Source organism: Solirubrobacter ginsenosidimutans (assembly GCF_027587205.1).
Genome location: NZ_JAPDOD010000074.1, coordinates 1 through 22,419 on the forward strand (window position 1 = coordinate 1; position 22,419 = coordinate 22,419).

Sequence of the window (22,419 nt, forward strand, 5' to 3'; positions counted from 1 at the left end):
GCCACGGGCGAGGTCTTTCCGACCGAGCTCGGCCTGTTGCACTTCAAGCGCGCCGAGAACTAACGTCGATACGGACGTGCAACTCGGCCAGTGGCACGGGCGCTTGGCCCCGATTCGAGGGTTGACTGGGCGGCGAGCGCGAGGCACATGAACCCGCCGGCGCGGCTGGCACGAGTTCGCAACGGGCGCGTATCCGCGCATCCAGATCGGGGCTCGCTCGCACCGCACCCCGTCTGCATGCACAATTTGCCGGGAGCGCAGGAATGACTGACGGATCGCGAAGATGGATCACGATCGGCACGCTCGCGCTGACCGGCGCGGCGGCCGGAGGCGTGACGGGGTCCGTCGTCGCGCCCGAGGTGACGGGCGTCGTGGCGTCGCTGGCGCTCGCCGGATTCGGTCTCGGTGGGATCGTGGGGACGCTGTTCGCGGGTGGGTGGAGATCGTCGCCCGATCCGACCGCGACTACTCCGGATTCTCATCCCGAGCCGGGACCGCTGTCGAAGCCGGAAGCGCCGCGGCCGGCAGCGCTGGCTGAGTCGCGCACGCCACCGGACACCCCGGCGAAGCCGGAAGCGCCGCCGGCTGCCGTCCCGGAGCCTCCGCCCCTTGAGGACGCGGAGCCGGGGTGGTACCCGCTCGCGGATGGGACGCGCCGCTACTGGGATGGAAGTGCGTGGACCGATCACGTCTGGCGCGAGCGCGCCGCTAGTGGCACGCGTCGCCCCGCGAAGCCGCGCAGGCGCGGGCGATCACTGTGACCGCCCGCGCGACGATGCGCTGATCACGCATTGCTCGCGCGGAAGCCGTGCCGACGCGCCTAGCGTTGGCGGGCGAGCTTGAGAACCGGCCGGTCGCCGAGGGCGGCGGAGCCGCCGATCAGGAGGGTCGTGACGATCGCCGCCGGCCAGTCGTCGAGCGACTAGCCCGCGACGCGAGCAGCGTCGGCCTCGGGTCATCCATCGAGCCGTAGCGCGAAGCCCAGAACGTCCGTCGTCGCGGCGGACGCGCGACGAGCGCGCGCACCACCTCCAGTCGCCGCATATCGAAGGACCGATCCGCGTGCCGCCCAACCGGCCCGGAGCGGTTCAATTGACGCTGTCCTCGAGAACAGAGCGACCGCGTGCGCGAGGCACGTCATCGGAAGGAGCCCCGGTCAAAGCGGGACGGCGAGCACTCGGCGCGCGACGTTGAGTCGGCTGCGCACGGTGCCGACCGCGATCTCAATCCGCAAAGCGGTTGTGGAGGGGGATATGGGCCACGACGAGCGTGCCGCGGCCATCGGGACTGTGGACGCGGAGCCGGCCACCCAGGGCGGCGAGCCGGTCGCGCAGGCCGACGAGCCCGCTGCCGCCGGTCCGTGCGCCGCCAATGCCGTCGTCGCGTACTTCGACGCGAAGCGTGTCGTCCTCGACTCGAGCGCTGACCGCAGCTTTGCGGGCGCGAGCGTGCTTGGCGACGTTCGTCAATGCCTCGGCAACCACGAAGTAGGCCGTCGCCTCGATGGTTGCGGGCAGGCGATCGACGCAGACGTCGAGGTCGATGGGCACCTGCGTCCGTGAGGCAAGCTCGTGGAGGCCTGCGTCGAGCCCGCCGTGCGTGAGAGCCTCGGGGAGGATCCCATGTGAGAGCTCGCGCAGCTCGTCGGTGGCGCGCTGCGCGTGCTCGAGCGCCTCGCGTACCAGGATCGGAACTTGCTCGGAGTTGCGGACGAACTCGCGCTCTGCCAGCTTCAACACCACGACGGTGTGCACGAGGCGCTGCTGGGCCCCGTCGTGAAGATCCCGGACCACGCGGCGCCGTTCCTCATCGGCCGCGGTCACGATGCGGGCGCGAGACGCGGCGAGGTCCGCCCACGCCTGGACGTTGGAGATCGCCGTGGCGAGCAACTCGGTGAACTCTGCGACACGAAACTCGACCTCGGTTGGCAGCGGTTCGTCCTGTCGCGTGGAGGCGATGATTGCGCCCCAGAGCCTGCCCTCGACCACGATCGGCGCGCCAACCGCGGAGCGGACGCCCCCCTCGCGTAGCCGCGTTCCAAACTCACCGCTCGCACGCGAGTAGTCGTCGAGACGAGCGGGACGTCTTGTTCTCAGCACGCGCGCGCTGACGCTTTCGCCCTCGAGCGAGATGTTGTCGCCGACGACGAGGTCCGACTCGCTCGACGCGGCGACGACCGTAGCCGTCTTGTCGCCCCCATAGCGCAGGATCGTTGTGTTCTCGACGTGGAGCAGCCGTTCGATCTCCTCGCCGACCGCCGCGAACACCTCGCGCGACGGTGCCTTGCGCGCCACCTGCGTCGCTACGCGGCGCAGGCCCGTCTGCTCCTTGGCCAAGCGCTCGACCTCGGTCCGCGTCTCGCTGTTGGCGATCGCTGTAGCGACCAATTCAGTGAAGTGCTGGAGCCGGTTCTCGGTGTCCGGCGGGAGCGGCTCGGCGTGCGTCGCGTGGACGAACAGCGCGCCCCATATCCGCCCCTGAACGACGATTGGGCTGCCGACCGACGACCGGATATCGAGCGCTTTCCGAATCGAGGCTGCGACTGTGCCGGCGACGCCGTCTTCGCCGTCGCTGCGCGCCGGCCGCCGCGTCTTCGCGATCGTCTCGGCCAGTTGACCGGCTCCGGTCAGCAGTGCGAGCGGGCTGACGACCTCGGAGTGCCAGTTCGCGGCCCAGGTGGCCACGGGCGTCGCCGTGTCGTCGTTCTCGTAGCGAATCATGCCCGCGAGATCCGCGCCGAGCAGGGCGGCGACCTCCTCGGCGACTGCATCGAACAGGTCACTCGGCGGCACGCCCCGCGCCACGAGCGTCGCTACGCGTCTGAGCGCGGCCTGCTCGTTCGCGAGTCGAGCGACCTCGGTCCGTGCTTCGCTGTTCGAGATCGCGGTCGCCACGAGCTCCGTGAATTCGGCGAGGCGGTCCTCGGTGTCCGCGGGAAGCGGTGCGCCACGAGTCGAGTGCACGAACAGCGCACCCCACACTCGGCCTTCGACCACCACCGGACTCCCAACGGAGGAATCGATTCCCAGCCGCTCACGAACGAAGGCGGCGATCGGCCCGGCGACGCAGGCCCAGTCGTCCTCTCGGGCCGCCCGCGCCGTCTGTGCAATCGCCGTGGCCAGCCGATCTCCCTCCAGCGACCACGGCCCGCGGACCTCTGGGTGCTGGCCGACCGCAGCCCAGGTCGCCACTGCAGTCACAGTCCCGTCGGCCTCGTAACGGATCATCCCCGCGAGATCCGCGTCCAGCAGCCCGCCGACCTCCGCGACCACGGCGACGGACAGCTCGCTCGGTGACACCGCCTCGGCGACCAGCGTCGCTACCCGCCGCAGCGCCGCGTGCTCGTCCGCGGCACGCCGGCGCTCCTCCATGTCGGTGAAGGCGACAACGGCGCCGCGCCCTTCCGGGGTCTCGAGCGCTACCGACACGTAGGAGACCGGCAGCATCGAGCCGTCACGGCGAACGAACCAGTCGAGCTCGCTGTGGACCGCATCGCCGGTCTCGAGCGGCCGCAGCAACGGGCACTCGCGGGCAGGGAAAACCGTTCCATCCACATGCCGGTGGTGGATCGTCGCGTGCCGGGCGCGCCCGGCCAGATCTTCCGTACGCTCGTACCCGAGCGCGGTGGCCGCGGCGGGATTGGCGAATCGGATCACGTCCTCGTGATCAACGATCCAGAAGGGCTGTCCGCACGTCTCGAGCACGGCAGCGAGGAGCGCCTCCGCTCCAACCCGCAAGCCACTGAGATCGATCAGGGACTCTGGCATCCGACCCTTCGGCGGCAGTCTATGAGGTCGGGCCAGGCGCCGCCCCGTCAGACGCGTGACGCCCGTCAGGCCGCCAGGATCGGGCACACGGCGTGACGATCAATCTGGCGTTGGCGGCCTGGGTCGAGTTCTTCCGCTCGCGGTCGCGAGGGTCGCGAATCGGACACCGTGCCGGGGGCGGGCAGCACAAGCCTTCGCATCTGCGATACACCGGTGGACGCCGTTTCCGCGGGCAGTGTGGAACGGCTGCTGAGAGGGAGGAGTTGGACATGACGGCGCCTGTTTCGCGTCGCACGTTTCTCGTCACCGGCGCGGCTGCGGCCGGGACGTTGTTGCCCGGCGTCGCCTACGCGCGGCGCCCGACGAACGGCGGCGTGCGTTTCACGCTCAACGCGAACGTGCTCGACGGTGGCGAGCAGGTCACCTCGGTCACGCTCGAGACCGCCCGGCTCGGGCCGATCGACCCGGCCAGCCTGACGACCGGCACCTTCAGGGTGCATGCGAAGGCGACCAGCCCGATCCCGATCGCTGCCGGCGATCTGATCTTCAGTGAGTACGACCTCGATCGCCCGGTGACCGCCGCGCGGCTCGACCACTGGGGCAATATCGTGCTCGAGCTGGCATACGGCGAGGGCCAGGTCGGCGGCGGCACGCTCGGCTACATCCTGGGCAAGGGTCGCAATGTCGTACTCGACCTCGTGTACACGATCACGCAGACCGCGCCGCTGCGTCTGCGCAATCGCCGCCCGGTCACGATCGGCCGGTTTGTGCAGGGAGAGCTGTCGGATCCCGAGGTGGATGCCTTCAGCTATCACGTCTCGGGCTCCGGGATGAAGTACCGGCTGTACTCGCCCGATCGCGGGCGCGGCTTCCATAGCGCCGGCCGCGGTGGGCGCCCTCTCGTCGTCTGGTTGCACGGTGGTGGCGAGGGCGGCCTGCTGCCGGATGGCTACTACGACAACGAGACGACGTTGCGGGCCAACCGCGGAGCATTGGGCTTCGCGACCCAGGAGGCGCAGCGGATCTTCGGCGGAGCGTACGTCGTCGCCCCGCAGAGCACCTCCTACTGGATCGAGGACGGGCCGCGCTTCGCGCCGTTGATCCGCGAGATCATCGACGAGCTCGTCCGCCGCAACCGGATCGATCGCGAGCGCATCTATGTGGCTGGCTGCAGCAACGGCGGCTACATGACCATGGAGATCACATCGGTCTACCGTGACCTGTTCGCGGCGGCCGTGCCGATCTGTGGCGTTGTGGCGTCGCTCCAGGCGGGCGGTCCACCGCTGCTCACGGACGCCCAACTGCAGGCGATCGACACCCCGACGTGGCTCGTCGCCTCGCGCGACGACCCGACCGTGCCGGTCGAGCCCAACACGATCCACGCCCAGGCGCTCATCCCCGGTTCCGTGATGACCCTGTACGACCATGTCATCTGGAACGGCCACCAGTTCAGCGGGCACTGGTCGTGGATCTATGTGGCCCGCAACGACCCGGCCATCAACGGAACGCACATCTGGCAGTGGATGGCCGCGCAACACGCCGACAACGCCGGCCCGGCCCGCCCCGGGCACGGCCGCCGCGAACCTACGAGGGCGAGTTAGCTCTGCGCGCGACAGCGGACGAGATCTGATTCCTGAGTAACGACATCTGCGAGCCGTTCGCCGGCGACGATCCTCGCGCGTGACTGTTGGCAGCGCCAGTCGCTAGGTACCAGCTGGAACGAGTGACCACCCGGTGTCGCCGGTGCCGGTCTGCTTGCGATATGTGCCCGTGGAGTCGCCCGCTCTGAAGATGCAGGTGCATCCTTGTATTGCTGACACGGCCGACTCCGGCGCTGCTTCACCCTCGAAGGTGCAGATTCCGCCCGGGTTGCCGCTGATGATCGGGAAGAGCGTCGTGATCGCGGTGTCGTTCTGGTCGACCTGCTTCCACGTCCTGCCCGAGCCGTTGTCAATCGCAGTGAGCAGCGGCGTCTTGTCCAGCCGTGATCCCTCGCCGCGGGAGAGATAGACGCCGCTCGCTGCCGCCCCGGCGCAGCTCACACCGCCGACGCGGACGTTGGCCATCGAGTGCGCTCCACGTGATGCGAGGTCGATCGCGGCCCTGAGCGGCCCCGTCGTGCTCACGACCTCCAGCCCATCGATCTGGACGTCGTCGGCGTCGCGGTTGAGCGCGGTCACGGCCAACGCCGATTTGCCCGCCGGCGACGCGGCCTCGTACCGGATCCGCGGCGATCGGACGCGCAGGTTGCGGCTGTCCGCGACGTAGATCGGGTAACCGGTGACGCCGGCCAGGAACAGCCCGCCGTCGATGAACGTGCTGTTGCCTGCATTGGAGATGTCCAGCACGTTGCCCTTCGCGCTCGTCCCGGTCCGTTCCAGGTGCAGGTTCGACAGCACGAGATCGTTGTTGATCTGGCGCACCGCCACGGTCGGCCCGTGAACGTCGGCCGGGTATGCCTCCGACGAGAGCACGGTGAGTCGATCGACGTGAAGATCGTCGGTGGAGAGGATGTTCACGCGCCCCGCGAGCACCAGTACGTCCGCCACGCGCATGTGCGCGACGCGCGGCCCGTGGCTCAGGCCGCCGATCGAGAACGCGACCGACGTTCGCCCCAACGAATTGTCACAGACGCCGTGGTGAATGCTCAGATGCTCCATCGTGCCTGGGTCCGTGCCGGTCGGCTCCATGTCGATCGGGCTGTTCTTGCTTCCGTCGATATAGAAATCCGAGATCTCGATCCTCGAGAAGCCCCGCTGAAGCGCGATACCGCTCCGCGCGCCACGTCCGATGCCGGCGCCGTGCATGAGCAGCCCCGTGAACCGGCAGTCGGTGACTGGCGCTCCGGCGCCGAGAAAGCGAAGCTGGTCACCGATGCATTGTCCGAAGTACAACCGATGACCGAAGATGTCCGTGGTCGGTGTGCCGGACACGCTCACCACGCTGATCAGGTGCACCTCGTCACCCGGATCGGGGTTGGTGATCGTGCCCGTCGAGACCCCGAAATCCGTGAGTTCGATCCGGGCTGCGCCGTCGAGCATCAGCGCGTGCCAGTCCCCACTGTCGCCGACGCCTTGCTGGATGATCCTGGTCGCGAAGCGACCTTGACCGGCGAGTGTGAGGTCTGAGACGCCGGGACCAAACTTGATCGACCAGTTCTTGGTGCCGTCTGCTTGGTCCACGTAGATCGCGCCCTGTGGCAGCACGAGCCGCGCTCGGGTACCGGAACAGGCGCTGATCGCGGCATTGATGCCAGCCGTGTTGTCCGACCCCTTGGCGGGGTTGTTGGCGACCACGTTGTAGGGCGCGAGTCGCAAATCGACATAGGCATCCATGTGGGCTCCATGAAATCGAAGTTAGAGCGATCATCCCACAGGGCAGCGCGTAAGAAACGACACCGATCACGGGAAAGTGCTGTGTCCGTTCGGGTCCAGGATCCGCTCGAGTGCGTAGATGCCTCCGACCCGTACGGACGGCTGCGTGTGGCCAAGCAGTTCGACGGCGCTCGATAGCGATCGGTGATCATCGACTCACGGTCGTTCGCATTGAGCGGCCCCGCTCAAGTCAACCGATTGCTCGCAGGACGAGGACCCGCGTAGAGCGTTGAGAGGGCTGGCGGTCTGAGCCCCGCAACTGCGGTTCGCGTCCGCCGGACCTCGTCCCGGCGGGCGCTGCGCAGTCAACAGGTTGCGACGGCGGGGTCCACAAACGGGGTTCCGTGCAGGCTCCCGGAGGTCTGCCCGTTGTTGTAGAACGCGTCTGCTGAGACGTAGTACGCGCTGTTCAGTGCGCGATGATTTCCACGCGGACATCGGGCTGGTCGGGGACCGTGTAGACGCGGTCGATGCCACGTCGCCAGCCGAGCGGCAGCAGGAAGTACTTGCCGTTGCCGTAGCCGAGCAGCCGCAGCCCGGCGTAGTGATGCCGGTACCGGGCGTCCGGCAGCTTGAGGTCGGTGTAGATGACGCGAGGCCCTTCGATCACGAGGTCGTCGTGCGAGAGCACGGCGACCTCCGACAAGGCGGCGTCGCGGCGCTCGATGTCGCGGTAGCGCGCGCGTCCGTCGCGGACGGCGAGCAGTGACACCGTCCAGAACAGCGCCAGCAAGGCGAGCCCAACCAGCGCGAAGGATGTGGCCGGCCCACCACGCAGCCAACTGTCGCCGCCCGTCGTCGGCGCCGTCGCAGACACGTACGCCAGCAACGAAAACCCGATGAGGAGCGAGGTCGGCAGCCATGCGAACGCCAGACCCGGGTTGTCCGGGACGATCGTCCCGACTCGATGGGCGAACCAATCCGACATCGTCGAAATGGTTCCGACGACGACGAGCGCCGAGCCGATCATGGCTGCGCGAGCGCGCAGCTTGGCGCCGCGAAGTCGGCCTTTCGCAACGGCCGTGTGCACGACCGTCCCGGCGAAGACGACGAAGCCCAGCAGCAGCAGCGGGGTGTAGGCCGAGTCGACGCTGGTCAGCACCAGATCCGTTGACGAGACGCCCATCAGCTTGGCGTCAAGGCCAAAGTGCCGGTAGGTCGTCTGGGACCGCATCCAGCCGAAATAGACCAGCAGCCCGGTCAGCACCGCAGTCTGGCCTAGGAGTGCGGCGACGACCTTCCAAGTTGAGGTCTGATCGAACGGCACGGCGGTCTGTGCAGCGCGCCTTTGATCGAGACGCCTGTGGGCGCGCGCCACCGTTCTACGGATCGCTGTCGCCCGGAGCGGGTCGGGTGGTGCTCGCGCTGGGGGCGGGTGTCGACGTGGTCGTCGGCGTGGGCGACATCGTCGCCGTTGCGGTTGGCGTTTCCGTCGCCGTGGCGGTTTCGGTCCCTGTGGCGCTCGGGTCCTCCGTGACCTGCGGGCCTGGTGTGTGTATGCGGGTGGGCTGCGGGCTCTCAGTCGGAGTCGGGGTCGGGGTGCTCGTGTGGTTGCCATCGTGCGTCGCGGTCGCAGTCGCCGTCTTCGTCCGCTCGGGAACCGGCGTGTCGCTCGCCGTCGTTGTCGAGTCTTGCTCGGCGGCATCGCCGCCCTCGCCAGAGGAACCACCACAGGCGAAGGCGACTCCGACAAGTCCCAAACACGCAAATCGCACTGCCGCGCGCATGTGGGTCACGCTAAGGGCATCCACTTCGATGGACAAGTCCTCGGTGGCGATGCCCAGGCTGCTGCGCTGCCGACGTGCCGAAGCCCGCCGATGATGGTCGCCGCAGGATTCGCCGTGCGCCGACGGGCTGGCCAATTCTCTCCTGCCGTTTCGGGACTGGGCGTCTCTATGCGTTGGACGTCCGTCCAGACCGCAGGGTCCGTGCGCAGGTCACCGTCATGACGCAAGCCCTCCTGTGCGGTCAGGAACTCGGCGAAGGGGAGCCATGAACAAACGCAGGGCACCCGGACGCAACTCAGCAGCCGCGCGAAGCCACGCACGCCGCCCGTCGCGCGACCGAGCTCTTCCCGACCAATGCCGAGGTGGCGGCCACTCTTGGCTGGTGTCTCTACATCGTCGGCGAATTGTCGGCGTCGGTCGAGGCTTGACGTCGCGCACTTGAATTGAACGACGAGCTTGTGGACGCGCGCTGCAACCTCGGTCTCGCGCTCCTAGTCGACGGCTACGACGATGAAGCCGCGATCGCCTACCAAGACGCAGCGCGTGCGCTGTGCGGTGATGACGCCGACACATTCGGCGCGATGCGATCGAGGACCTCCGGGGTATCGACCCGGTGGTCGATAGCCGCGCCGAGCACATCGAGAGGGCGCTCGAGTTGCTCGAAGCTGTCAACGACGCCTAGCTCTGTCCGAAGATAAGCGCCAGCGTAGGCGAGATCCCGCGGATAGGGAACCTCGCACAAGAACTTGAGCACGCGAACTCCGCCTTGGGGTGGACTCTCCGCTCCGGCCTACTCTCGGATCGTCAGACTTCGCGAGCTCGACTCCGCCCAACGAGATCCAGTCTCCCGGCCGGGCGTCCCTCGACCGGCTCTTGGTCAACTCATAATCCGACGCGCGGAGTTTCGATCCCTCCCTGGCCCATCGCACCATCCGCGTACTGTCTGCAGCGGATGCGACTCGCTTACGACGATGTTGGCGCCGGTCCGTGCGTCGTCCTGATCCACGGGCATCCGTTCGACCGCACCCTCTGGCAGCCGCAGCTCGAGGCCCTGGCCGGCGACTTCCGGGTTGTGGCGCCCGATCTGCGCGGCTTCGGCGAGAGCCCCGTGACACCGCACCTCGTCAGCCTGCGCGAGTACGCCGAGGACGTCGAGGAGCTGCTCGCGCATCTCGACATCGACGAGGCCGCGATCGTCGGGCTCAGCATGGGCGGCCTCGTGGCGATGGAGCTCGCGACCGCGCAACCCGAGCGCTACTGGACGCTCGGGCTGGTGACGACCACCGTCGAGCCCGCGAGTCCAGGCGAGCGCGTCCAGCGTCGCGAGCGGGCAGACCTCGTGGAGCGCGACGGCATGCAGGTCCTGATCGACTACATGCACACCGGCGTCTACGGCCCGCACTGTCCGCCGGCCGTTCGCGAACGGGTTGACGCGATGATGGCCGGCGCCCCGGTTCAGGGAGCGGCGGCGGCCCTCCGCGGCCGGGCGGAGCGGCCCGACTACCGCTCCCGGCTCCGGCAGCTCGACCTTCCCGCCTTCGTGTGCACCGGCTCCGACGACCCTTGGTCGAACGCGACGGTGACCGCCGAGATCGTCGAGCACCTCCAGCGCCCGGAACTCGTGGTGATCGACGGCGTCGGGCATCTCCCGAATCTCGAGGCCGAGGCCGCCTTCAACCGCGCCCTGGCCGGATTCCTGGCACGACACGCCCCACCCTCGTAGCTCGCGCGGCGTGGACAGGCTTCGGCGTCGACCCGACACTGCTTAGTCGACCGAGTCAAGGGATCCGATTGGGGCCAAGGGGGCCGTTGGGACCCAAGGGCCCGTTCGGGCCGAGCGGTCCGTCCGGACCGAGCGACTCGGCGGGGTTGCCGCGAGGACGGGGACGTCGGTTGCGGCCGAGGGGGCCGTCGGGGCCGAGGGGTCCCTTCGGACCGAGCGGTCCGTTGGGGCCGAGCGGCCCGTCCGGGCCGAGCGGATCGACTCCAGACGCGGGCGGCCGCTTGCGGGGAGTGGTCTTGGCAGCGGGAGTTGAGCGGGGAGGGGCAATCGGAGTCGGGCGGGGTGTGCGCGCCGGGTGCGGCCTCTCGCGCCCGCTGGGCTGCGGCTGCTCGGCGGTCGTGGGCCTGTCGAGCCGCTCGGCGGCGGTGATTCCCACGAGGCACCCAACGCCGGCCGCACCGGCAGCGGTCGCCGCGACGACGGCAAGGAAATGTCGTCCGTTCAGCATCACCGCAAGGTTCGCGGTCCACCGCATCCCGGCCCGCTGATCGTTCGCACGGCGTCGACTGGACCCCCGGGAGCGCGACGTGCCGGCGCCGCGCCCGCCGCTGTCGCGTCAATTGGTGGCTGGAAGACCGCGAGTGTCGGGGACGGGGATGGCAGCCGCGACCACGGTGCCCCCGTCGGGCGGGCTCTCAATCCGGAGCTCGCCATCGAGGGCGGCGAGCCGGTCCGCGAGCCCGGTGAGACCGCTCCCGTCGGTGCGGGCGCCTCCGACGCCGTCGTCGCGGATTTGCACCGCGAGCGTGCCGTCCTCGATCAGCAGCGTCACCTCCACGTGTTCGGCGCGCGCGTGCTTGGCGACGTTGGTCAGAGCCTCGGCCACGACGAAGTAGGCGGTCGCCTCGATCGCGGCGGGAAGCCGGTCGACCGACACGTCGACCGCGACCGGTACCCGCGTCCGCGACGCCAGCTCCCGCACGCCGGCGCGCAGCCCACCTTGGGTGAGGGCCGATGGGAGGATGCCGTGGGCGAGCTCGCGCAGCTCGGCGTTCGCACGCTCGGTGTGCATGAGCGCTTCGGCCATGAGCGCGAGAGCGCTGTCGTCGTCCGCGTTCTGGACCGCGCGGTTCGCCAGCTTCAGCGTGATGATGCTGTGGACCAGGCGCTGCTGAGCTCCGTCATGCAGATCGCGGACGACGCGCCGGCGTTCATCGTCGGCACCGGCCACGATCCGCGCGCGCGACGCGGCCAGCTCCGACCGCGCCTGGACGTTTGAGATCGCGGTGGCCACCAGCTCCGTGAACTCCGTCATCCGCGACTCCGCATCGAGAGGCATCGGCTCCGCCCGCGAGGATTCGACCCCGAGCGAACCCCACAAGCGCTGGTTGACGATGATCGGTGTTCCCACCGCGGAACGCGACCCCAAGCTTCGTGCATCTGCGGCGACCGAACCCGTCGCGTGCTCGTGCGCGTCGACGCGGGCGGGCCGCTTCGTCCGATAAACCAACGCCGTGACGCTGTCCCCATCGAGCTCGATGCGACGGCCAACAGGAACCGTGCCGCCCAGCTCGCCCCAACTGCCGACGACCGTGGCACCTCCGCCGGGCTCGTAGCGCCAGACCACGGCGGCGTCTGTCTTCAGCAGCCGCCCGACCTCCTCGGCCACCTTGGCGAAGACCTCCTCCGGGGGACACTCGCGTGCGACGATCGTTGCAACGCGCCGGAGCGCGGCCTGCTCATCCGCCAGCCGTTGAACCTCTGATCGTGCCTGGACGTTCGAGATCGCCGCCACCACCAGCTCGGTGAACTGTGCGACCCGTGACTCGGCATCCGCAGCCAGCCGGTCCAAATGCCACGTTCCAGCCACGAGCGCGCCCCACAGACCCCTGTCGACGAGGATCGGGCTTCCGACCGCGGAACGCAGTCGAACGGTCCTTGCCCGTGCCGCGATCGAGCCCGAGGCGTGCTCGTAGTCATCAAAGCGGGCTGACCGCGCAGTCCGATACACCAACGCGGTCACGCTGTCTCCATCCAGCGTCAAGCGGCGGTCGACCGGCAACGCCTCGGTCATCTTGCCCCAGCTGCCGACGACGGTTGCACCGCCGTCAGAGTCAAAGCGCAGAACCGCCGCTCCATCGACCTCGAGCAGCAGCGCCACCTCGTTGGCGACTGCGGCGAAGACCGTTTCCGCCGCTGCTCCCTCAGCCACCAACGTCGCAACGCGCCGCAACGCCGCCTGCTCCGCCGCGAGCCGCGCCGACTCCCGCCACCGCGCCGCCAGCTCGCTCACCACCACCGCCGCCGCCAAGAACCCGGTCAGTCGCAGCCAGTCGCGCGGATCGGTGGGCACGAGCGAATACTTCGGAGGCACGAAGAGGTAGTCGTACGTCAGCGTGCTGGCCACCGCGACCAGCACGCCAAATGCCGTGCCCCACACGATGGCGACCGGAATCACCGCGAACAGGTAGAGCACCGCGACGGTCGAGGCCGAAGGGTCACTCTCCAGCAGCTCGAGCACGCCACTCACCGCCGCGACCAGCGTCGCACTCACGATCCATCCGGTCAGCCGCCGGTGGGTCGGCCGCATCATGTGAACATCATGATCGCTGGCCGCACATGCGATACCCGAGCAGCCGATCACCGGCGAAACGGATCCGATGTGCCGGAAGAGCACGCGCTCCGTGCGGTGCGCGCGATAATGAGTCGCGCATGACCATCATCGGTCTCCCGCCGTCGGGTCTGCTCGGTCGTCGGAGTGAGTGTGAGGTGCTGGCTCGGCTCGTCACCGGGCTCCGAGCGGGTCAGAGCCGGGTGCTGGTCCTCCGCGGCGAGGCGGGCGCCGGCAAGACCGCCCTGCTGGAGCATCTGGCGGCGTCGGCGTCCGGCTGTCGAATCGCCCGCGCAGTCGGGGTCGAGTCGGAGATGGAGCTCCCGTTCGCCGGCCTGCACGCGCTCTGCGCGCCGATGCTCGGCCGTCTCGGGCATCTCCCAGGCCCGCAGCGCGAAGCGCTGAACACGGCCTTCGGCCTGAGCGTCGGACCTCCGCCGGCACGTTTCCTGGTCGGGCTGGCGGCCCTGAGCCTGCTGGCCGACACCGCCGAGGAGCAGCCCCTGGTGTGCATCGTCGACGACGCGCAGTGGCTCGACCAGGTCTCTGCGCAGACGCTCGCGTTCGTCGGGCGCCGGCTGTTGGCCGAGCGCGTCGGATTGGTGTTCGGGCTGCGCGAGTCCGGCCTTCAACACGAGTTCGAGGGGTTGCCGGAGCTCGTGGTCGCAGGGCTGGCCGCCGAGGACGCGCGCGTGCTGCTGGACGCGGCGTTTCCGGGGCCGCTCGATGAGCGGGTACAGGAGCGGATCCTCGGCGAGGCCGGTGGCAACCCGCTCGCGCTGATCGAGCTGCCGCGTGGATTGACGCCGGCGGAGCTTGCGGGCGGGTTCGGGCTCGCCGACGCGCGCCCTCTGGCGAGCCGCATCGAGCGCACGTTCCTGCAGCGCGTCCAGTCGCTGCCGCGCGACTCGCAGCTGCTGCTTCTGACGGCCGCGGCCGAGCCGCTGGGCGATGCGAGCCTGCTGTGGCGCGCCGCCGGGCGGCTCGGGATCGGCGACGACGCCGCGCGGCGCGCCGAGGGCGCCAGATTGATCGAGCTCGGCGCCCGCGTGCGCTTCCCGCATCCGCTCGTCCGCTCGGCGGTCTACGGCGCGTCGGCCCCGGGCGACCGCCGCGACGTGCACCGCGCGCTCGCCGATTCGACCGACCCGGTCCTCGATCCCGACCGTCGCGCCTGGCATCGTGCGCACGCGACGGCGACGGCGGACGAGGCAGTGGCCGCCGAGATGGTGCACTCGGCCGATCGTGCGCAGCGTCGTGGCGGCCTGGCGGCAGCCGCCGCGTTTCTCGAGCGGGCGGCCGAGCTGACGCCCGACCCTGGACGACGCGTGGAGCGCGCGCTCGACGCGGCACAAGCGAAGCTCGACGTCGCTGACCCGGGGGCCGCCTACGAACTGATCGCGGCGGCCAAGCTCGGCCCGCTCGACGAGCTCCAGCGTGCGCGGCTGGAGCGGTTGATCGCGCAGATCGTGTTCGCTCGCCGGCGCGGGCGCGACGCGCCGCCGTTACTGCTCCAGGCGGCCAAGCGGCTCGAGCCCTTGGACGCCGCCATGGCCCGCGAGACCTATCTCGACGCGATGGCGGCGGCGATGTTCGCCGGGCGCCTCGGCACCGGCCCGGACGAGCGCGAGGTGGCCGAGGTCGCGCGGGCAACGAACCCGGTGTACGTCTCCGGTGCCGCCGAGGCGCTCCTCGACGCCCTCGTGACGAGGTTCACCGAAGGCTACGCGGCGTCGGTGTCGCCGCTCTCGCAGGCCCTGCGCGCGTTCGGCGAGTCCGACGGCGGCAAAGCGGACCGGCGCTGGTTGTGGCTGGCGTGCCGGCTCGCGCAAGACCTCTGGGACGACGAGCTCTGGGATGTGCTCGCGACCCGCGGCGCGCGCCTCGCTCGCGACGCCGGCGCACTCAGCCTGCTCGCGGTCATGGCGAACTACCTCGCCGCCCTTCACGTCCATTCCGGAGCGTTCGCCACCGCTGCAGCGCTGATCGACGAGGTCGACGCGATCACCGAGGCGACCGGGCTCCCGCCGCTCAAGTACGCATCTCTGATGCTGGCCGCATCGCGCGGCGAGGAGGCGCAGGCGCTCTTCGAAGACGCGTGGCGGAACGGGATGGAGCGCGGCGAGGGCTCGGGGCTTGGACTGATCTTGTGGCTGACCGCGTTGCGCCACAACGCCGACGGCCGCTACGGCGAGGCGCTCGCGGATGCGCAGCGGGCCTGTGAGCACGAGGACGTCATGGCGTACGGCTGGGCTTTGGTGGAGCAGATCGAGGCCGGCGTCCGCGTCGGCCGGCCCGACGAGGCCGCCGCAGCGCTGGACCGCCTCAGCGAACGCACGCAAGCGAGCGGCACCGAATGGGCCCTCGGGATCGAAGCTCGCTGCCGCGCCCTGGTCAGCGACGACGAGGTGCTCTACCGCGAGTCGATCGAACGGCTCGCGCGCAGCCGCGCGGCACTCGAGCTCGCCCGCAGCCGGCTTCTCTACGGCGAGTGGCTGCGTCGCGAGAACCGCCGCACGGACGCGCGCGAGCTCCTGCGCGCCGCCCACGACAGCTTCAGCCACATGGGCGCCGAGGGGTTCGCCGAGCGCGCCCGCCGCGAGCTGCGCGCCACCGGCGAGACGGTGCGCCGGGTCACCGCGGACACCCGCGACGTCCTGACGCCCCAGGAAGTCCAGGTCGCGCGGTTGGCCCGCGACGGCCACACCAACCCGGAGATCGGCGCCCAGCTGTTCATCAGCCCGCGCACCGTCGAGTACCACCTGCACAAGGTCTTCCGCAAGCTCGACGTCAACACCCGCAAGGAGCTTCGAGCCGCACTCGCGGAGCAGCCTGCCTAGCGCGTGGTCTCTCGACCCTCGACCGACGATGACCGGAGGCATAGGACGATGCGGGTGTTCTTGGCTGGCGCGACGGGCGTGATCGGTAGCCCGCTGGTGCCACAGCTCTTGAAGGCGGGGCACCAGGTGACGGCGATGACCCGCTCAGTGCTGCGTGCCGCACAGCTCGAGGCGGTCGGCGCCGACCCGGTCGTCTGCGACGTGTTCGAGGCCGACGGGGTTCTGGCGGCCATGCGCGCCGCCGCGCCCGACGCGGTCGTCCACCAACTCACCGCGCTGCCGGCGCGCCTCGACTGGAGCGATCCGAGCGTGTTCGACGCCAACAACCGCGTGCGGACCGAGGGGACCCGGATCCTTGTCGATGCGGCGATTGTCACCGGCGCCACCCGCATGGTTGCGCAAAGCATCGCGTTCGCGTACGCGCCGACGGGCGACCGCGTCAAGCACGAGGACGCAGCGCTGTTCACCGACGCACCAGCGCCATTCGGCGGCGCGGTCGCGGCGGTCGCCGAGCTCGAGCAGCTGGTCACGGGGACAGCCGGTATCGAGGGTCTGGTGCTGCGTTACGGCATGCTCTACGGCCCTGGCACCTACCACGACCGCCGCGGCTCCACGGCGGCCGATGTCATCGCGGCTCGCGTGCCGCTCGTGGACGGTGCCACCGGTATGTACAGCTGGCTGCACGTCGAAGATGCCGCGTCAGCGGCGGTCGCGGCGCTCGAACAGGGTGCGCCGGGGATCTACAACATCGTCGACGACGAGCCGGCGCCGCAGCCGGAGTGGCTGCCCGTCTTTGCGCGGGCCCTTGGCGCCGATCCGCCCGCGCCGGCGGAAACGCTGCCGCCACCCGAGGACCTGGTGATGGCGCTGCGCGGGGCGACGAACGCAAAGGCCAAGCGCGAACTCGGATGGCGACCACGGCACGCGAGCTGGCGGGAAGGCTTTGCCGCAAGCCTCGTGTGAGCTCCCAGGCGGCGCGCCGCGTGTGGCTCTAGCCTTGGGTCTCGTGCCTCCGAGCGTCCCCCCTCAGCTGATCCCACTGCTCGAGTCGACCGCGATCGCCTTCATCTCGACGATTGGTCCCACGGGTGCCCCTCAGACCACCCCGCAGTGGTTCCTCTGGAAGGATGGTGCGCTCCACTTCAGCCTCGTGGAGGGCCGACAGAAGCTCCGCAACCTCCGCCGCGATCCTCGCCTCTCGGTCGTTGTCGCCAACCCGGCAGACCCCACGTGGTACGTCGAGTTGCGCGGACACGTCGACGCTCTCGTGCCGGACCCCGAACTCGCGCTGGAACGCACGATCGCGCTCAAGTACGCGGGCTCCCACGTCGACGTCGAGCCTTCGGGAACCGCCCGCTACGCCGCCACAGTCGTCGTCGAGAAGCTCACCCACCAGCTCGGCCACTAGCCCGATGGCGCGGGTGACGGTCTATCGCTTGGGCTTGGGTGCGCGCAGCACGGCGCGATGACGGGTGACCAACGGAACGCTGCCCGCCGACGTGACGGTGATCGCCACGGTGGCCGTGAGCTTGCGCTTGGAGCCGCGCGGGACGTCAGTCGTTGTGGGTGACGAGCAGTATCGGTTCGGCGAGCGTGTTTCCGGTGATGTGGATCAGGATCCGGCCGTGCATTCGGTCGTGGCGGGCGAGGAGCTTTCGGCCGTAGGCATTGAGCTTCACGCGGGTCGTGGTGCCGGGCGGGGTGCAGGTGAAGCGTTTGTGTGCGATGCGAAGCGCGTCCGCGACCAGGACCAACTCGACGGGGGTGGTGGCTGGGCACGTCACGCGCACTCGCACCGCGTCGCGGCGAACCCTGAGGCGGTGTTTGCGGGGAAGCTTGAGCCGCAGCGGTGCGGCGGGCGGGCTCGCCGCAGCCGCAGCCGTTGCCCGCGCGGCGTGGGTCGGCGACGTCGGCCGCGGCAGTTCTCCATCCGTGAGGCGCGGGCCGCCGACAGACCGCCGCAGTTTGTCGACGCAGCGCCCGTTGGCGTCAAAGATGACACCGAAGTCGTTGATCAACTCTACGTACAAGGGAGGCGGGAGCTGAATGATGCTCGAGGTCTCCATCTCCGAGGTCTCGCGCTCCGTGTTGTCCGATGCCGTGTCGCGGCCCGGTCCGCCGACCATGCAGTCGTGGGTGCCTTTGCCGCCGGCGATGACATCGTCGCCGGCACCGCCGAGGAGGACGTCGTTCCCACCACCGCCGTCGATGCGATCATCGCCGCCCATGCCACAGATGATGTCATCGCCGGGAGTGCCGGTGAGGTCGTCGTCGCCGTCGGTCCCGATGAGCGTGCACGCGGCCGACGAGAGCCGGCAGCTGCCGTCCGCGGACGGCGTCCGTAGCTCGATGCCCGGATCCTGCGTCTCGACCGGCGCCGCGCACCCGCTCGGTCCCGGGGCGACCGCCGGGGCTCCCGGCGGATAAGACACCAGGGCACCGTGGCGCTGCGCCACGCAGTAGTACCTGGGTGCGAGGCTGTACACGCCGTAGTACTGAACGCTCTCGCCGGTGTCCAGCGTGCGGCGACTGCTGGACTCCACCTCAGGGAATTCGTTCCGGTTGTTCTCGGCGCGGTCGGCGCCGGGGCCGCCGATCATGCAATCCTGGCCCGCGGCGCCGGTCAGGACGTCGTCGCCCTCGCCGCCGATCAGTACGTCGTCCCCGCCTGCACCGTCGATCCGGTCGTTTCCGCCGAAGCCACAGATGACGTCGTCGAACGGGCTGCCGGTCAAGACGTCATCGCCGTCGGTGCCCAGGATCGTGCACCCGGCCGACGTCAACCGGCACACACCGTCAACCGGCCCGGTCTGAATCACGCCGACGCCTGGGATATCGATGGTCTCCGCCGGCGTGGCGCACGCGCTCGGCGCAACCGGCGTCGGCGTCGCTTGACGCGAGGGCGACACGCGCGCACTACGCACTGGCTTCGACGCCGGCGCGGACGCCACCGTGTCAACCGTCATCGTCGGCGCGGCCGTGGCGCTCGCTGGGACCGCCGCGGGAGCCGGCTCGACGCTCCCTTCCTCGGCCGCGTGCGCATCCTGCCCCGCCGTCGGCGTCACCTCGAGCGCGGCAGCCGACTCTGACGTCGCGACCGGCGTCGCGATGCTCGCCGCACTCGGGGCCGCGCTCGGAGTCGCGTCGGGCGACGGCGTGGGGGTGAGCGTCGAGCCAGGCGCCTCGGTGGGAACCGGCAGCACCGTTGGCACGGGTGGCTCGTCTTGGACCGGCGTCGCCGTCGGCGTCGGCGTTCTAGCCGCCTCAGCCGTGGCCGTCTGTGACCCGAGCGGCTCCGTCGATTCCGACGCGTTCGCCCCGGCGGACGCGCAGAGGGCAAGCGCGGCCAGACACGTCACGCCCGCGAGCCGCTCGACACCCATGAGCACACCCAAGCCCACGGCGCCCCAAAAGTCAAGGAACACTGATCAATGCACCGCATGCAGGTGCGCGGAGCGGGGGAGCGCGGCCGATCGCGACGCTGCAATGATCTGAACCTGAGTAGATTGAAGGCCTTCGGGAGAGCGGTCGACCTCGTGGACCGGATTCCTGCGGTGGTCGAGGTGCGACCGAGTTGGGTTTGCGGAGCGAACGCCGATACCGTCCGCTCCACCAGCATGGAATTCCGAATTCTTGGGCCACTTGAGGTCGCCGACGATCGTGGCATCGTGGCGCTTGGCGGGGTCAAACCACGCGCGATTCTCGCGCTGTTGCTGCTGCGTGCCAATGAGCCGGTGAGCGCCGAGCGGCTCGCGCTCGCGCTGTGGGGGGAGGAGGCGCCGGGCCGAGCGATCAAGACCGTGCAAGTGCACGTCTCGCGGCTGCGCAAGGCGCTCGGTGCCGGGGACATCGTCGCCGCGACCCCGGCCGGGTACCGCCTGCGGGTCGAGCCGGGAGAGCTCGATTCCGAGCGCTTCAACGCGCTGGTGGCCAACGGCCGCGACGCGCTCGCCGCCGGGGAGCCCGAGCGCGCGGCCGCCGTGCTGCGCGAGGCGCTGAACCTGTGGCGCGGACCGGCACTCGCCGAGTTGGTCTTCGAGCCGTTCGCCCAGCAGGCGATCGCCGGCTTGGAGGAACAGCGGCTGATCGCGCTGGAAGCTCGTGTCGACGCCGATCTCGCCTGTGGTCGGCACGTCGCGCTGATCCCCGAGTTGCAGCAGCTGCTGGCCGCCCGTCCGACGCGTGAGCGAATCGCGGGACAGTTGATCCTCGCCCTCTATCGCAGCGGGCGCCAGGCCGACGCCCTGGCCGCGTATCAGACGACGCGCGATCTGCTTGTCGCTGAGCTCGGGCTCGAGCCGGGCCGCGAGTTGCGGGCGCTGGGGCAGCTCATTCGCCAGCAGGACCCGGCGCTGGACGTCGAGCCGGCGAAGGAGCCCCTGGTGGCGGTGCCGGCCCCGGTGGCGGATTCCCGGGGGCCCGCGGCGGGCGTGACCACGCCGCCGGTCGTCCGCCGCTCGGTCGCGGTACTGGTCGTGACGCTTCGCAGCCTCGGCGGCTCCAACGACACCGATCCCGAGGTAGCCCGGCGCCTGATGACGCTCGCCCGACACGAGGCCGGCCAGATCATCGTGAGCCACCGCGGTCGTTTTCACGTTGGCCTCGGGTTCCAGCTACTCGGTCTGTTGGGCTCCCCGTCTCCGACGAGGACGACGCGTTCCGCGCGGTCAATGCCGCGGTCGACCTGCGTAACGCAATCCAGAAACTCATGCTTGCGAGACCCGGCACGCTCGAGTTGCGGATCGGGCTCGACGCGGGGGAGGTCATCGCCGAGAACGTGGACAAGGAAATGTCGCTGTTCGGCCACCCCCTCGACGGCGCCGTTGGCCTCGCGAGCACCGCGGGTGACGGCCAGATCTTGCTCAGCGAAGCGACCCGCCGGCACGCCGTCGAATCGATCCGCGTCACGCGCGTGGACTCAGGCACCTGGCTCCTCAGCGAGATCGTCCCTCCAGCGCGCTCCTCGGGAGACCAACACGCCGAGCCGCCGGCTCTTGCCGCCGATTCGCGAAGCGTGCCCGACGTGAGCGAACACGAGTCGCCGCATCCGACCACCGCCCCCAAGCCTCGACCGCCCCAAAATCGAGAGGTGGGACTCCGTCGCAAGGAGATGGCACCTGCGACTGCAGAGCCGCGCGTCCTGGTGTTTCTCTGCCATTCGTCCAACGACAAACCCGCGATCCGCCGCCTCAGACGGCGTCTGAGCCGTGACGGCCTACAGACATGGCTGGATGAACAGGAGCTGATCCCCGGCGAAGATTGGGCTCGTGCCATACGAAGGGCCGTTCGCAGAGCGGACGTCGTACTGGTGTGCTTGTCCAAGGACTCCGTGACGAAGGCCGGATACGTCCAGAGAGAGATCCGGGATGTCCTCGACGTAGCCGACGAGCAGCCCGAAGACGCCATCTTCGTGATCCCGGTCAGGCTCGAAGAGTGCGATGTTCCCGAGCGTCTGAAGCGATTGCACTGGGTCGACCTGTATCGCCGAGGCGGATACAGCCGGCTGCTGGCCGCGCTGATTGAAATACCCAATCGGCGCGTCTAGCCGAGCTCGACTCGATCTTGAGCGCTGCAGGATCGCCAGCGACGCCATGACGACCTGAGAGTCGAGGCTCGAACCGCGTCGCAGATGGATGGGTCGAAGCCGCACGCGTGTGGTTTGTGCCAAGCGGGCGGCGTTTCATCCCGACCGGGTGAAGCGTCCTGACCCGCCCGCCTGGATGCTGGGCACATGGACCGTGCGCACACGCGGCACGTCGGGCTCGGCATCACCGGCGCGCTAGTGACCTGCACTCGCGATGCCGCCGCACTGAGCCTCTGGGCGGCGAAGGCCGGCTCGAACACACCGCTGCTCGCTCCGCTTCGGCGGCCGGCTCGGAGGATCGCCGGCGCCGCGGAGCATCGCGGCGCACTCAACGAGGCGCGGTTGCTGTCGGACGCGAGGCACATCTCCTCCGAATGGCTCGCGGGCGCGGTGCGCGGCCCGCTGCTCGAGCACGTCGTTCGCACGCTGGTCGAAGCAGGGGCGCTCGAACGGGTCGCCGTCCACCTCCAGGTCACCGAGCAGCTAGCGGCCGGGGAGGAGCCACGGCGCGTCGTCATTCAGATTGCTCGCAGCGACGAGCGACCTGACACGCTCGCGAGACAGACGGACGGACTCGTCGACGACCCCGGCGATACGTGGCGCGACGAGACGCCCGTGGACGACCAGCGTATGGCCGGCCTCGGACGGCGGCGGCTGCACACGGCACTGCTCGCGGGGTTCGAGGAGGGCGCTGCTCCGGCATAAGCCGCGCCCGGGTTCGCCAGGTGATCGCCGACCGCGTCCGGCGCACCCGCTCCCGGTCAGGCGCCGGTGTGGCTGGTGATCGTGTGCA

At 69.8% G+C, this 22,419-nt stretch carries 13 protein-coding genes and 2 pseudogenes; 10 read left to right on the forward strand and 5 right to left on the reverse strand.

Features of this window, described 5'->3' with window-relative positions; all coding sequences use genetic code 11:
• Nucleotides 1-263 precede the first annotated feature (263 nt).
• Nucleotides 264-761 (forward strand): DUF2510 domain-containing protein, encoded by a 498-nt coding sequence (locus OM076_RS40930; protein ID WP_270045979.1) that lies wholly within the window; start codon nucleotides 264-266, stop codon nucleotides 759-761.
• Nucleotides 762-1,223: 462 nt separating this feature from the next.
• Here the strand turns inward: OM076_RS40930 and OM076_RS40935 are convergent, their stop codons facing one another.
• Complete coding sequence (locus OM076_RS40935) at nucleotides 1,224-3,767, reverse strand: GAF domain-containing protein (protein ID WP_270045980.1); 2,544 nt, start codon at nucleotides 3,765-3,767, stop codon at nucleotides 1,224-1,226.
• A 269-nt stretch (nucleotides 3,768-4,036) separates the two neighbouring features.
• On the opposite strand from OM076_RS40935, the gene OM076_RS40940 reads away from it, so the two are divergent.
• A complete protein-coding gene (locus OM076_RS40940) occupies nucleotides 4,037-5,368 on the forward strand; it encodes a prolyl oligopeptidase family serine peptidase (protein WP_270045981.1) in 1,332 nt (443 codons plus the stop codon).
• Nucleotides 5,369-5,470: 102 nt separating this feature from the next.
• Here the strand turns inward: OM076_RS40940 and OM076_RS40945 are convergent, their stop codons facing one another.
• Together OM076_RS40945 and OM076_RS40950 are read right to left on the reverse strand one after the other, a co-directional pair.
• Nucleotides 5,471-7,102: a hypothetical protein gene (locus OM076_RS40945; protein WP_270045982.1), complete on the reverse strand. Its 1,632-nt coding sequence runs from the start codon at nucleotides 7,100-7,102 to the stop codon at nucleotides 5,471-5,473.
• 448 nt (nucleotides 7,103-7,550) lie between these two features.
• Nucleotides 7,551-8,408: a hypothetical protein gene (locus OM076_RS40950; protein ID WP_270045983.1), complete on the reverse strand. Its 858-nt coding sequence runs from the start codon at nucleotides 8,406-8,408 to the stop codon at nucleotides 7,551-7,553.
• Nucleotides 8,409-9,820: 1,412 nt separating this feature from the next.
• On the opposite strand from OM076_RS40950, the gene OM076_RS40955 reads away from it, so the two are divergent.
• Entirely contained in the window at nucleotides 9,821-10,591 is a 771-nt protein-coding gene (locus OM076_RS40955) for an alpha/beta fold hydrolase (protein ID WP_270045984.1), read from the forward strand.
• Between the two features lie 616 nt (nucleotides 10,592-11,207).
• On the opposite strand, the gene OM076_RS40960 is transcribed toward OM076_RS40955, so the two are convergent.
• Entirely contained in the window at nucleotides 11,208-13,268 is a 2,061-nt protein-coding gene (locus OM076_RS40960; RefSeq protein WP_270045985.1) for a GAF domain-containing protein, read from the reverse strand.
• Nucleotides 13,269-13,303: 35 nt separating this feature from the next.
• Between OM076_RS40960 and OM076_RS40965 the strand changes: the two genes are divergently transcribed.
• Genes OM076_RS40965 through OM076_RS40975 form a run of 3 tightly spaced genes read left to right on the forward strand, consistent with a single transcriptional unit; the run spans nucleotide 13,304 to nucleotide 17,450 of the window.
• Nucleotides 13,304-16,042 (forward strand): helix-turn-helix transcriptional regulator, encoded by a 2,739-nt coding sequence (locus tag OM076_RS40965; RefSeq protein ID WP_270045986.1) that lies wholly within the window; start codon nucleotides 13,304-13,306, stop codon nucleotides 16,040-16,042.
• A gap of 48 nt (nucleotides 16,043-16,090) precedes the next feature.
• Nucleotides 16,091-17,005: an NAD-dependent epimerase/dehydratase family protein gene (locus tag OM076_RS40970; RefSeq protein ID WP_270045987.1), complete on the forward strand. Its 915-nt coding sequence runs from the start codon at nucleotides 16,091-16,093 to the stop codon at nucleotides 17,003-17,005.
• Between the two features lie 43 nt (nucleotides 17,006-17,048).
• On the forward strand, nucleotides 17,049-17,450 hold the full coding sequence (locus OM076_RS40975; protein WP_270045988.1) for a TIGR03618 family F420-dependent PPOX class oxidoreductase: 402 nt from the start codon (nucleotides 17,049-17,051) through the stop codon (nucleotides 17,448-17,450).
• A gap of 145 nt (nucleotides 17,451-17,595) precedes the next feature.
• Here OM076_RS40975 and OM076_RS40980 read toward each other — a convergent pair whose 3' ends face one another.
• On the reverse strand, nucleotides 17,596-19,254 hold the full coding sequence (locus OM076_RS40980; protein WP_270045989.1) for a calcium-binding protein: 1,659 nt from the start codon (nucleotides 19,252-19,254) through the stop codon (nucleotides 17,596-17,598).
• Nucleotides 19,255-19,659: 405 nt separating this feature from the next.
• Between OM076_RS40980 and OM076_RS47050 the strand changes: the two are divergent.
• From OM076_RS47050 to OM076_RS41000, 4 genes and pseudogenes are all read left to right on the forward strand, one after another.
• A pseudogene (locus tag OM076_RS47050) lies at nucleotides 19,660-20,319 on the forward strand (AfsR/SARP family transcriptional regulator); the annotation flags it as partial.
• A gap of 362 nt (nucleotides 20,320-20,681) precedes the next feature.
• Nucleotides 20,682-20,939 (forward strand): annotated as a pseudogene (locus tag OM076_RS40990) (adenylate/guanylate cyclase domain-containing protein); the annotation flags it as partial.
• Nucleotides 20,940-20,954: 15 nt separating this feature from the next.
• A complete protein-coding gene (locus tag OM076_RS40995; protein WP_372518140.1) occupies nucleotides 20,955-21,587 on the forward strand; it encodes a toll/interleukin-1 receptor domain-containing protein in 633 nt (210 codons plus the stop codon).
• A 186-nt stretch (nucleotides 21,588-21,773) separates the two neighbouring features.
• The gene (locus OM076_RS41000) at nucleotides 21,774-22,331 is read left to right on the forward strand and encodes a beta/alpha barrel domain-containing protein (protein ID WP_270045991.1); all 558 of its coding nucleotides are present in this window, start codon (nucleotides 21,774-21,776) and stop codon (nucleotides 22,329-22,331) included.
• Nucleotides 22,332-22,419 lie beyond the last annotated feature (88 nt).